Source organism: Pedobacter terrestris (assembly GCF_052343045.1).
Taxonomy (GTDB): Bacteria; Bacteroidota; Bacteroidia; order Sphingobacteriales; family Sphingobacteriaceae; genus Pedobacter.
Map to the genome: position 1 here is coordinate 1391021 of NZ_CP180264.1, position 12094 is coordinate 1403114.

At 38.6% G+C, this 12094-nt stretch carries 11 protein-coding genes; 7 read left to right on the plus strand and 4 right to left on the minus strand.

The genetic code is table 11. The features are described 5' to 3' along the window. Positions 1-75 precede the first annotated feature (75 nt). Positions 76-1746 (plus strand): alpha/beta fold hydrolase, encoded by a 1671-nt coding sequence (locus ACJVDH_RS06090; RefSeq protein WP_443946670.1) that lies wholly within the window; start codon positions 76-78, stop codon positions 1744-1746. Positions 1747-1826: 80 nt separating this feature from the next. Here the strand turns inward: ACJVDH_RS06090 and ACJVDH_RS06095 are convergent, their stop codons facing one another. From ACJVDH_RS06095 to ACJVDH_RS06110, 4 genes are all read right to left on the minus strand, one after another. Then, positions 1827-3011 carry a hypothetical protein gene (locus ACJVDH_RS06095; RefSeq protein WP_443946671.1) on the minus strand — a complete coding sequence of 395 codons (1185 nt, stop codon included), beginning with the start codon at positions 3009-3011 and terminating at the stop codon, positions 1827-1829. Between the two features lie 367 nt (positions 3012-3378). After that, positions 3379-3732, minus strand: coding sequence for a nuclear transport factor 2 family protein (locus ACJVDH_RS06100; protein WP_443946672.1), 354 nt, complete (start codon positions 3730-3732; stop codon positions 3379-3381). A gap of 99 nt (positions 3733-3831) precedes the next feature. Next, positions 3832-4101 carry a helix-turn-helix domain-containing protein gene (locus ACJVDH_RS06105; RefSeq protein ID WP_443946673.1) on the minus strand — a complete coding sequence of 90 codons (270 nt, stop codon included), beginning with the start codon at positions 4099-4101 and terminating at the stop codon, positions 3832-3834. A gap of 543 nt (positions 4102-4644) precedes the next feature. Next, entirely contained in the window at positions 4645-5679 is a 1035-nt protein-coding gene (locus tag ACJVDH_RS06110; protein ID WP_443946674.1) for a succinylglutamate desuccinylase/aspartoacylase family protein, read from the minus strand. A 268-nt stretch (positions 5680-5947) separates the two neighbouring features. On the opposite strand from ACJVDH_RS06110, the gene ACJVDH_RS06115 reads away from it, so the two are divergent. The 6 genes from ACJVDH_RS06115 to ACJVDH_RS06140 all read left to right on the plus strand — a co-directional run bounded on the left by ACJVDH_RS06115 (position 5948) and on the right by ACJVDH_RS06140 (position 11974). Further along, complete coding sequence (locus ACJVDH_RS06115; protein WP_443946675.1) at positions 5948-6241, plus strand: hypothetical protein; 294 nt, start codon at positions 5948-5950, stop codon at positions 6239-6241. A gap of 104 nt (positions 6242-6345) precedes the next feature. Further along, the gene (locus ACJVDH_RS06120) at positions 6346-8751 is read left to right on the plus strand and encodes a TonB-dependent receptor (RefSeq protein WP_443946676.1); all 2406 of its coding nucleotides are present in this window, start codon (positions 6346-6348) and stop codon (positions 8749-8751) included. 23 nt (positions 8752-8774) lie between these two features. After that, positions 8775-9203, plus strand: a complete 429-nt coding sequence (locus tag ACJVDH_RS06125; protein WP_443946677.1) for a DUF4625 domain-containing protein — start codon at positions 8775-8777, stop codon at positions 9201-9203. A 41-nt stretch (positions 9204-9244) separates the two neighbouring features. Then, complete coding sequence (locus ACJVDH_RS06130; protein ID WP_443946678.1) at positions 9245-9712, plus strand: DUF4625 domain-containing protein; 468 nt, start codon at positions 9245-9247, stop codon at positions 9710-9712. Positions 9713-9848: 136 nt separating this feature from the next. After that, positions 9849-11093: a hypothetical protein gene (locus ACJVDH_RS06135; protein WP_443946679.1), complete on the plus strand. Its 1245-nt coding sequence runs from the start codon at positions 9849-9851 to the stop codon at positions 11091-11093. A gap of 728 nt (positions 11094-11821) precedes the next feature. Next, on the plus strand, positions 11822-11974 hold the full coding sequence (locus ACJVDH_RS06140) for a hypothetical protein (protein ID WP_443946680.1): 153 nt from the start codon (positions 11822-11824) through the stop codon (positions 11972-11974). Positions 11975-12094: the final 120 nt, after the last annotated feature.

Below are 12094 nucleotides of genomic sequence, written 5' to 3' on the forward strand. Positions count from 1 at the left end.
CTTCATCGCAAATAACCCTATACTATGCGAAACTTCCCCAAATTTTCTATTCGTGCATATAAAATTATTCTGTGCATGCTTTCCCTATTTTTATTTTTTAATCGAAAAGCAACGGCACAAATTCAAAATCACACAGGAAAAGTAATCAACGAAACATCTCGGTTATCGGTTCCCTATGTTAGTATTGGAATAAAAAATAAAGCAATTGGTACCGTTTCCGATTCTTTGGGGCATTATAAGCTGTCTTATCGCGACGCCGAAATCTCAGACGCAGATTCTATTGTTTTTTCATCTGTTGGATATGAGACCGTTAAAATGAGCTTTAATAATTTTTTGCATGCAGATAAAATTATCTTGCTGAAAGAACTTCCTCACATGCTTAAAACGGTTGGAATACATGCAAAACCAGGAAAAATCAAAAGTTACGGACGCTGGTCTGCTCAGCTTATTTTCTTTCCAGCGATGTATAAAACGATACCAAAATACAGTGACGAAAAGGGAAGAGAACAGGCCATAATTTTGAAGGTAGACCGCGATATTTACCTGAGGAAATTAAATTTAAGGATTAATAGAAGACATTTTGCCGCATTAAAGCTGAGACTAAATATTTATGATGTGAAAGACGGATTTCCCGATCGATCTTTACTAAACCGCGATCTGATATTCGACATTGCAGGTTCATCAGCCCTGGGCATGCCAGCTATAGAAAGCATAGACCTGCGCAAATACCAGATACAGCTAAAGGGCAGAAAAGAAATTGCCGTTTCTCTGGCAGTTGTAGATACACAGGCGCTGCCCGGCGATACGAGCATGCAAGCATTTTATATTCCATCATTTCCAAGTCCGTTGCGCTCTAGTTTCTATCGGATGAAAAGTGAAGCATTGTGGCAAAAAGTATCCAATTCACAACTGCTTGTTGGAATAGAAGCATCGGTCTTTAAAAATGCGAAGGATAGTGAAAATAAAGAAGAAAGTGAATCTCCTCAGGAGTTAACGGACAATGATGCCGAATTTTCTCCTTTGCAATACGGGAATTCCAAAGGCAAGCGTATTCCGGTTTCTGACGGAGAAATTTATTACGAAACTTATGGAAAGGGGCAACCGTTAATTCTTCTTCATGGAAATAATGAATCTATAAATTCTTTCAGGAACCAGATTGCACCACTATCCGAGCAGTATAAGGTTATCGCTATAGATACGCGGGGACATGGCAACAGCATCAATAACGAAATCAATCCTTATACTTATGCACGTTTTGCAGATGATTTATTCATTTTGATGGATTCACTCAGACTTAAAACGGCCAACTTACTCGGTTGGAGTGATGGAGGAAATACGGCAATTACATTTGCACTAAAACATCCCGAAAAAATTAACAAAATGGTTTTGATGGGGGCAAATCTTTTTCCCGGGCCGGGCGCTGTAAAAGAAGAAATTATTCAAATATTCGAAAAACGTAGGGATAGTTTGATGGCCTATCGCGATGCGGAATCTCAAAATCAATTGCGTCTTACAAAATTGGTGTTAGAAGAACCTCACATCCAGCCAACCGAATTGGATGCAATTAAGGTTCCTACATTAATCATTGCCGGAGAATTTGATGTTATCAAGAAAAGCCATACGGCGCTCATTCATGCTCATATCAAAACATCCGAGCTGAATATTGTGCCCGGCGCAGATCATTATTTGCCGCAGAAAAAACCAGAAGTGTTTAATAAAATTGTGCTGGATTTTTTGGCGAAGTAAATATTTTACGACCAGGTTTCCACTAAACCTGGTCGTTTTGTGTTTGAAACTGAGGGATTAAAATCCGTTAGGGAACTGCTCTAAAGCTTTGGTTTTCTTTTGTAATTTGCGAGCAAAAAAATTAAAAAACCAAAAATCCAGGTGGCAAAAAGTACGCAAACAGAAATCATCCGGATTGATGGATGGAAAAAATTAGGCTCATAAAACAATCTATCCAACGTTGTTATTTGTTCAACCAATTTATTTCTGTCAAACGAATTTCTGATTTCATCCAGCGCCTGTTGCTCCTGATTTCGGATGCGAACCGCATCTTTCGTAAGTTCTTCTGGTTTTATCGCCGATTCTACATGATACTTTTTAAGTAAAGTGTCTAACTGTTTGAAAGCGAGAAGTAAGGAGTCGGGCTTTGCAGCATACAGCAATTGATACCGCTTAACCGCATTTTGCCGTTCCTGATCTTTAATGCTTAAACCGTTTATTGCACTGATCAGGTTATTGTTTTCCAGAAAAATACATACTGTTTCATCGTATTGAGGATTCACTTCCTGGCCTTTGTAAATTATTTCGGTACTGTCTTTTATGGATTTTATTGAAATTGTGCGTTTCGCCAGTTCTGCTTTCCCAAAACCCAAAACGTCAGTGACTGCGTCTGCAGATTTTTTGAGTTTTTCGTAATTCGATGTAAGCAGTTTTAACGTATCAATGCCGTAATAAACGGTGTGCAAGTTTAAAGATTCCGGATTGTTTTGGTCATAATATAAAGTATCCTGTTGCTCCATTACCGGATAAGGTTTTGGGTACAGAATATTCGTAATTTTGAATAACTTTTCTGAATTATATGCGCCTTGAGGATATAAAAAAGGATTCAGAACATTGAGCAAGCTTTTATCGGCATTGAACGTTTTTTCTGGCAATTCTGTTTTCAATCTGGCATTCATGCCGAAGCTGTAGCTGATGAAAAAACTAAGCGATAAACACACTATAAATAGCAATATCGAGCCAAGACTAAGTAATGTTTTAGCGCTGTAACGTACTTTGGAATGGTTTCGGATCAATAAAATCAATACAACAAGTAAATACAGGCCCGTTACGAAAAAATGTGAAATAGACACTTCATCATAAAATTTAAACCGGTAAAATTCTGTGTAAATATTGATGTTTTTGACGCCGTTAAAATGGATGTAGCCGTAAATAAAATAGGCCAGATGGATAAACAGTAATACGAGAACAGACCGAAAGAGAAATTTTTTTAGATTGGAAGACATAGGGTAGGATTTGATGATGGATTTAGATAGATTGCCTTGTTAAGATTGCCCACCAGAAAATAAGAAGCGCATAATAACCGTGTGTTTTTAGTTGCATGATTTTACAGATGTCTTTTGTTTTGAGGGCGTTCATTAAGTAGCGTTTATATTAGTTAGGCTATTTTTTTTAAGCCAGTATGTTTAGTTTTCCGGTATTTAAGTATTCGTCTTGAGTTGGTTGGAGTGTAAAACGATGAATTAAATTTATCAATTGAAGAAGATAACGTTCAACTGGCAGATAAGTTTTTTATTCTTTCTAGTGCAGTTGGTTGTGCCTCAGGCAATAAAATCAAAAATGCAATTGCCTTAGATCTATCCAAATTTTAGTCTAAATATTTTCAATATCCATACGTGAAATGCGATCGTTTTCAAAAATGTAAACGTGTTTTGTTTGTCCGTCAAAGAGAATATTACCATCCAGATCTTTAACCAATTGATCGATAAGAATCTCAATTTTTCCGTCGGTACGTTCATTAAGTGCAACAGGCGTTACTTTCGGATTAATTTCACTCCACTGTTTAGTCCAATATGCGCGTACGGCATCAAGGCCAATTACGTACCCGCCTTCAAAAGCCTTTGGCCAATGTATATTTCTGTTCATAACAGAAAAAACAGTATCAATTTCTCTCGCATTAAAACCCGCATACGCAGTTGTAATTGCCGGCCAGTATTTAGATTCCATGGGTGTAAGCTAATGAATTTGTCACGAACAAAATAATCTAACCGCACATAGATTTAGAGCTTTATAGGTTTCAAAGCTACATCACTTTGTTATAAAAAATCAGTTTAAACTGCGGTATTCATTTGGCGTTATGCAGGTTTTTTGTTTAAATAAACGGGTAAAATGCTGCGGGTATTTGAAACCCAATGCGTAAGCAATTTCACTTATAGATTTGCCAGAAATCTCATCAATTTTGTTTTTGGCACAATTAATTAACTTCTCCTGAATATATTTTTGTGCAGATCTGCCGGTTTCTTTTTTAACCAGATCTCCAAAATAATTTGCAGATAAATGCAATTCATCTTTCTCATACTTTCGGACTGCAAACATAGGACACTGCTAAAGCAGATTTGGTAGACAGTTCTGATTTGACGACCTGCCAAACGGATTCAAATTACAGTTTCCTCTTTGCCAACAAAGTTAGTATGAATGAGCGTATGTTCATTTTTTCCAAAAACCAATACCGTATATTCTGTGCACAAACCCGATTTTTCCTGATCACAAACACTATTTACGTTGGCACCAATTGTTGAAGATGGGTTTATACTTAGAAAGGAAGATATATTGGCGGCAGAGTTTAATACGAATACGGCTACAAACTTGTAATTTTTGTGGCCATTTACCCCGTAGATGGTGAAGTTGATGGTCAACGCATTGAACAGGCAGATGGATTCCAGAAAAATGGCTTATTGATGCGCCATTAATTTTAGGCAATGTCAATATCTCGATTGCAAACTACACCGTGCACATAAATCAATATTATACGCCCGCAGTTAACAAGTGAATTACGTTAAATACGCTCACTAAACCAAAAACCAGACAATAGCTATTTTGGTTTAATGAACTGAAATAACCGTCAGTTTTTTGCGAATTCTAGTAACCGATACAAAAAACAGTTTCGCCGATATTTACCGGAGGCGTACCAATTTTATATAGAATGGTGCCACTAACCGGGCAGGTTAAAGTTGACTTTATTTCTCCAAATTCGTTTCTGATTTCACCAATAATTGCACCTTTTTGTACTTGTTGTCCGCTTTTCAGTTTACTGCTAAATATGCCCTGTTCGGTTGCCTTCACATATTCCTGGTTGTTTAAGTAAACCAATTTTTGTTTAATCACCGATGATGGTTTTTTCTCGTACATATCCATAAAAGACAGCATATTACGTACCGCCTGCACAATTTTTGCAACCTGCGTATATTGCACATTTCCAAGTTTGCCCGCTTCAATACTCAAACCAGTTTTGCCTACCTGAACCGCTTGTTTAAAGGCGTATTTTGCAGCGTCGGTAGGTTTCAAGGTGTATGGATAAGAAACAATGTGATTGAAACCGGATTGTTCTGCGAGCTGCTGTGATTTTTGGGTTTGCGCCGGGAACGCCGTATGGTTATAGTAACACACAAAAGGCATTAAATCTTCACTGGCATCTCCAGCATGGATATCCAGAAAAACATCAGAATTTGGAATGATTTCCGTACTAATCCAATTTGCAATTTGCTCGGTCATGCTGCCATTTGCAGTGCCCGGAAATGCATTATTCAGGTTTTTGCCGTCTAAAGGATTTATAAACGGACTGCGGCCATAAAATGATGCCACATTTGCAACCGGTACAAGGATTAAAGTTCCGTGCAGTTTTTCTGCATCAACGGTTTTAAGAATTTCCTGTACTGCAACAATCGGCGGATATTCAAAACCATGAATCCCAGCAATAATGGTAAAAACCGGGCCACTAAATTTCCCTTTAATCAACGAATATGGAATGTAGCTGGATTGATTATCGTATTTAAAAGTAACCTGCTGATTGGTGCGCCCTGAAGGCAAATTTTTAAGTTGTTCACTAATGCTTTGCGCCTTGAGTGTAAAACAAGAAATTACCATTGCCGCCAAAAAAAATAGTTTTGAATACATGCTGCGAAGGTAAAAATCTCCCATTAAAATACGAATGTACCGAATCTTAAGAATTGAATTGCTAAGTGTTTTTAAGTTAGTATTCTTTGTTAGTGTCTTGTAATCAATGCATTGTGTGCTGTTTTTTTTCTTAAACAATCTTCGTTATCAATAAAACACGACAAAATTTACAATTCAGCTTGCATACCAGAATTAATTAATGCAATTTTGTTGCGTTTTGAAAGATAAGGAGAATTTATTGTATACACTTGTAAGTAGAATATTGGCTATGATACTGCTATTGTCTTTTTTGTGTGCAGTAAATATTCAATACCTCCATCACCACAACGGATCGGGCAGTCATACCGAAGCGCATGGCAAAACAACGATTGGCAAATCTGCGCACTGCAAAACCTGTGATCATTTTCTACACCATAAAACCTTTGCACTTTGCGCAGAGGCAACAAGTTTAGACCTTTCCGTATCCACTTATCAAGCGGATGCATCTGGATTTTACATCATTGGTCATTCTTTAACGCTTATTCTCTGTTTCAGCAATAAAGGGCCGCCGGCTATAGCATAGTTGTACCTCTGTTTCTCCCTTAAAACGGGACTCTATTCAATTAATTTTTAATGGCCATAAAGCTGTACACGGTATAGCATAAATGGCGTTCGCAACTGTGCGTAATGAAGAAAATGTATTTGCTGTTTTTCAGCATCATGTTCTGTTCACATCTTTTTGCCCAAAATTTTGAACTGTCAGGAAAAGTAACTGATGGATCAGGAAATGATCTGCAAGGTGCAGAACTGAAACTTTCAGGTGAAATCTCGTCTGTCAAAACCGATAGAAATGGCCGTTTCGTTTTTAGTGTTGCGTCTGGTACATACCAGCTCAAGATTAGTTTTCAAGGTTATATGTCCAAAGAACAAACGCTCTTTGTGCAGCAAAATAAAGTTGATTTGAATATTGTTCTGCATCGGAAAGCCCTTCAGCTAGATGAAGTTTTCATTAATGACAACGGCGCGGAAAACCGCAGAAAAACTGAAGCACTTAATGTTGAAGCCGTAAAACGGGATTTCATTCTTACAAATCTGGGCGGTAGCCTGATGAAATCTCTGGAACGTTTGCCCGGTGTAAAAACAATCGGTATTGGCAGCGGGCAATCAAAACCGCTCATTCGTGGAATGGGATTTAACCGTGTTGTGGTGGCCGATAAAGGCATGAAACATGAAGGGCAGCAATGGGGCGCTGATCATGGATTGGAACTGGATCAATATGCGACAGGCGATGTCGAAATTGTTAAAGGCGCAGCGTCATTTGTATATGGTTCTGATGCAATTGCAGGTGTTATAGACATCAAACCACCATTGGTTCCGACGGCAAATACCATTGGCGCAAATATAGATCTGACGGGCAAAAGCAACAATGCCGCATATGGAACTTCTGTAAATGTGTTTGGTCGCTCTGATCACTGGTTTTTCGACAGTCGGGTTACTTATCAGAATTACGGCGATTATCGCGTACCTACGGATACCATTTATGTGTACGATTATGCCGTTGCATTAAAGGATGGTTATTTGAGAAATACCGCTGGGCGCGAAACAGATTTGCATTTGACTACAGGCTATATTGGCAACAATTTTCGTTCTGTTTTATACGTAAGCAATGTGGCGAGCAAAGGTGGTTTTTTTGCCAACGCACATGGTTTGGAGCCGAGAAGGGTAAATGAGTTTCTGCACGATGCCTCATCAAGAGATATTCAGATGCCAAGTCAACAAGTCGATCATTTTAAGCTCATTAGTAAAAATGAAATCCGCTTTGCAGAACACCGTTTAAAAGTTGATTTAGGCTTTCAGCATAATTTTCGGGAAGAATTTAGCGCATACGTTAATCATGGGTATATGCCGCCAATTTATCCGGCAAGTCAAACCACACCTTCCAACTTAGAACGCCAGTTTGATAAATATGTATACTCTGCAAATGTAAAAGATGAGCTTCGATGGAATGGACATCAGTTAAATGTAGGTTTAAATGCAGAATATCAGAAAAATTCGGTCGATGGATGGAGCTTTCTGGTTCCGGCATTCAGGCAAGCGGCAACAGGATTATTCATTTATGACAAGTATACCGTAACTGAAAAGATCCTTTTCCATGCTGCGGTTCGCTATGATTATGGTCAGGTTGATATTGATCAGTACCGCGATTGGTTTGCCACACCAATTGGTTCAGTCGGAAATCAAAGCAATCAAAATTTGATACGTGCTGAAGCTTTGACACGCAACTTTAACAGCTTTGTTTATGCCTTAGGGATGAATTTTAACGATGAGCAATTCTCTCTTAAATGTAATATAGGCAAAAGTTTTAGAATGCCGATTGCCAAAGAACTTGGTGCAAATGGGGTGAACTATCATTATTTCAGCTACGAAAAAGGTAACCCGAATCTTGCGCCCGAAGTTTCTTATCAGGTGGATTTTGGTTTAGGCTGGAAAGCGGAAAAATGGTCGGTTAACTTTACGCCTTTTTACAATTATTTTCCCAACTATATTTACCTCAATCCTACGGCGTATCACGATTATGACTATGGTGCCGGAAACCAGGTTTTCGAGTATGCTCAAAGTAAAGTGATGCGTTATGGCGCGGAGCTGGATTTAAAATGGAATTTTGCAAAGCATTTGAGCACAGAAATGCTTGCAGAATATTTGTATGCAAGACAATTGTCTGGAGAAAAAAAAGGATACGTGCTGCCTTTTTCACCTCCGCCATCGGTTTTGTTTAATCTTTCCTATCATAAAGATCTGGGCAAAACAATTAGAAACACCTTTCTCTCGGTTGATTATCGCCTTACGGCAAGTCAAAATAATATTGTGCCTCCAGAACAAAAAACCAGTGGCTATAGCGTAATTAATTTGCAGAGTGGCACAACGCTAAATTTAGGTGAACAAGTGCTGAACTTTCGGCTGCAGGTTCAAAATCTTTTTGATACACGCTATTTAAACCATACCAGTTTTTACCGACTGATTCAGTTGCCTGAAGCCGGACGGAATTTTGTTCTGACGCTCAGCATTCCCCTCATGTTAAAAAAATCAAAATAAGTTACATATCAAAAACAATTACGATGAAAATCAGAAAGATCATCTTTATGCTGGCAATTTTCGGCACAGCATTTACAGCTTGTAAAAAAGAAACAGACGAAGTTAAGACGTTGTCGCCAACTGCCGATAATATCGAAATTGGTTCAGCAAACAGTAAAATTGGCCGCCGTGGACAAGATTTTCACTTTAATGCCAATGTGGTAGCCGTAAGCACCATCCGCACGGTGCAATTGCGCATTGCACAAAAAAGTTCGCAAAGTTACAGTCGGGTATGGAATCTGGAGCTGAACTGGCCGGATTATACCGGATTAAAAAATGCCAATGTGCATAAACACCTTACCATTCCAAGCGAAGCGCCGATTGGTTTGTACGATTTCTACTTCATGGTTACCGACGAAAACGGATCGCAACTCAACATTCGCGAAGATTTCACCATTGCAGATCCACAATAAATAACAGCGCGAAATTTCTTTCGCAAAACATCAAGTACAATATGAAAAAAATCAGATTTATTTTTCCTGTGCTGGCACTCGGTTTTGTTCTCGGTTGCAGCAAAGACAATGTGGAAGTAGACACCATTTATCCGGAGATTAATGTGACCGCTACCAGTTTTCCCAATCAATGCAGTACAATTACACGCGGGCAAACCTTTACGTTTAGTGCAACATTTAGTGATAATGTAGAGTTGGGTTCATCCAGTATTGACATTCACCACAATTTTGATCAGCATTCGCACAGTACAGAAGTCAGCAATTGCAGTAGTGATGCTGTAAAAATGCCTGTAAATCCTTTTGTATTAATCAGAACTATAGCCATTCCGGCTGGTAACACTACATATACCGTAAATGAGCAGATTCAAGTACCGGCAAACGTTGATCCCGGAGATTATCATTTTATGATTCGAGTAACCGATAAAGCAGGTTGGCAAACGCTAAGAGGCATAAGCATTAAAATAATATAATGCTGATTTATTTGTTGCAACCAAAAATTAGCCTGTTTATCTGGCCGATTGTAACCGCCGCCGTATTGGTGGTACTTGCATTACTGATCAAAAAAATGATCAAATAAATATTCCTAATCATTACAAAATCCTTAATATGTTTACAAGAAAACACCTTTCGAAAATCGCATTAATTGCACTATTGGCTACATCCATTTCGGCATGTAAAAAAGACAACACAGAAACGGCACCAGAAGAAGTTGCCACCGGAACTAAAGAATTTAAGTATTTGCGTGTTTTAGTAGCAGATGAATTGAGTACGGCATTAACACAAATTGATCCGCTTACAGCAACGGTAACTACGTTTAACGCCAAATATCCGCTGGCTAACCTGTACGGAACTGCGCGCAAACGGTATGCAGCAGTTTTATATCAAAATCAAAACCTGGTAGAGGTTTTTGACAGTGGCCTAATTTCTCATGATGACCATATCGATGTAAACGGTACACCGAAATGGGCATCAATTACAGCAACTGGATTAAAACCTACACATTTTAAAAGTGTAAATGACGAGTCGTTAATTTTTAACGATAGTGATGGTACATTGAGCCTGGGTAAAGAAGCAGATTTTAACATTACCGGAGCAAAATTTAAAACCATTAATGCAGGTTTATTGCCGCATCATGGCGCAATGGCAAATTTCGATAATGGTACAATTGCGGTTACCACAACAACAGCATCGGGTGTATCGCCAACCAAAGTCATCATTATAGACAAAAATGGAAACCGCGTACAAGATTCTAAAGTAGATTTTGGTGCCATTCACGGCAATGCGAGTGATGGAGAGCATGCAGTTTTTGGCGGTTTTACAAACGCTTCGGCAACAGCCGGAGGAGTTTTAGTGGTAAAATCTAATGGCGAGCAAAAAGTTATTCAAAATCCTGAAGGTTTCGGCGCTTTTCGTCTGGCGAGTATTTACTATGCAGAATCTGCCAAAAAATTTATAGGATATGTAGCAACGAAAGGCGCGTATATGATTGATGTGAACAACAATTCAATTACACCGATTTATTCCGGAGCAGACGCCTTTCAATGCAAAGTAGATTATGCAGGTAAGAATCTTCTTATACTAACTTTGGATGGCAAGTTGAGAATTTACGACTTGACCACCGGGAAGTTAAAGAAGGAAGGAACAGTGATTTCCAGCGTAACTGCTACGGATACCTATAAACCAGTGTTAGAAGCCTCTGCGCGATTTGCCTATATCGCAGTACCAGCAAGTGCTGAAGTTTACCAGATTAACCTGACCGATTTTAGTCAGATTACCAAACATAAAGTTTCATCACGCCCTGTGCGGTTGGCTTTATTTGGTTTTGAAAGCAGCGCTGGCCATAACGATTAGTCAACAATTTATATCCCAGAATAGGGATCGGTTGTAGTTGCAACCGGTCCTTTTTTTTGAAAATTCTTTTATGCAATGGTTGTAAACAAGCATGGCATTAAACTATTCGGGTTTGCACTCGTCATAACCAAATACACACTTTAAACTTTAATTAAGTTTCACTTAAAGAAAAATGGTTATGAAAAAGATTGTTAATGCATTGCTTCTTATCGTTCTCGTGATGAATTTAAGCGCCTGCGTGGTGCACACGCGCGAGCCCCGCGCAAGATGGCAACGCGGGTATTATAATGTTGGTCCTTATGGCGGCAGACATTGGGTACCCGGGCATTACATCCGCTAGAAGTTTTTAGACCAAAATGCCCGTTTCCGAATTAAAAAGGCAGAGGCATTTTTTATTTTATCGTTTATATTTTTGACAAATTAAATTTACGAGAGGAAATTAATTCCCTTGTTTAAGCCCAGAAGGAGAGAAACCGTATCGTTTTTTAGATGCGGCAGAAAAATGGGTTTGATTTTTATAACCTGCCTGCCTTCTGATTTCTGAACTTGGTAAGTTTCCACTCAGCAAAGCATTTCATACGCCAGTACAAGTTATTGAAGATTTGTACTTGTGTATGATCTGTTGATGCGTTCAGATAAAATGGGAACGTTTCCAATTTTAGATTATTTTATCAAAAATATAAGCAGATTTCCCTTACGCGGCATCATATTTGTTCAATTGAGCGCCTATGAAAAAGAAAGATATTATTCAGGCGCTCGTGGGGATGATGATCATGATTCTGACGTATTGGATACTGTTTTATCAACTTTCTCCAAAAGAAAGCCATCCCAGCAAGAAAATTTCTGTAGTCTATAAAGAACACGTTGAAAAAGGCGTATAGCTACTTTTATTTTAGCATCTGTTCCGTTGTGGTTAAAAAATTTTTTGTTGAAGTTTGAATGTCAATGTTCATTCGTTCGGCAAAAACTGTAAGCCACCAGACGCATTCGCCAAGTGTATG

Excerpts from the sequence above, each read along its gene's own strand:
- ACJVDH_RS06090 (WP_443946670.1), top strand. The coding sequence starts at position 76 with ATGCTTTCCCTATTTTTATTTTTTAATCGAAAAGCAACGGCACAAATT.
- ACJVDH_RS06095 (WP_443946671.1), bottom strand. The coding sequence starts at position 3,011 with ATGTCTTCCAATCTAAAAAAATTTCTCTTTCGGTCTGTTCTCGTATTA.
- ACJVDH_RS06100 (WP_443946672.1), bottom strand. The coding sequence starts at position 3,732 with ATGGAATCTAAATACTGGCCGGCAATTACAACTGCGTATGCGGGTTTT.
- ACJVDH_RS06105 (WP_443946673.1), bottom strand. The coding sequence starts at position 4,101 with ATGTTTGCAGTCCGAAAGTATGAGAAAGATGAATTGCATTTATCTGCA.
- ACJVDH_RS06110 (WP_443946674.1), bottom strand. The coding sequence starts at position 5,679 with ATGTATTCAAAACTATTTTTTTTGGCGGCAATGGTAATTTCTTGTTTT.
- ACJVDH_RS06115 (WP_443946675.1), top strand. The coding sequence starts at position 5,948 with ATGATACTGCTATTGTCTTTTTTGTGTGCAGTAAATATTCAATACCTC.
- ACJVDH_RS06120 (WP_443946676.1), top strand. The coding sequence starts at position 6,346 with ATGAAGAAAATGTATTTGCTGTTTTTCAGCATCATGTTCTGTTCACAT.
- ACJVDH_RS06125 (WP_443946677.1), top strand. The coding sequence starts at position 8,775 with ATGAAAATCAGAAAGATCATCTTTATGCTGGCAATTTTCGGCACAGCA.
- ACJVDH_RS06130 (WP_443946678.1), top strand. The coding sequence starts at position 9,245 with ATGAAAAAAATCAGATTTATTTTTCCTGTGCTGGCACTCGGTTTTGTT.
- ACJVDH_RS06135 (WP_443946679.1), top strand. The coding sequence starts at position 9,849 with ATGTTTACAAGAAAACACCTTTCGAAAATCGCATTAATTGCACTATTG.
- ACJVDH_RS06140 (WP_443946680.1), top strand. The coding sequence starts at position 11,822 with ATGAAAAAGAAAGATATTATTCAGGCGCTCGTGGGGATGATGATCATG.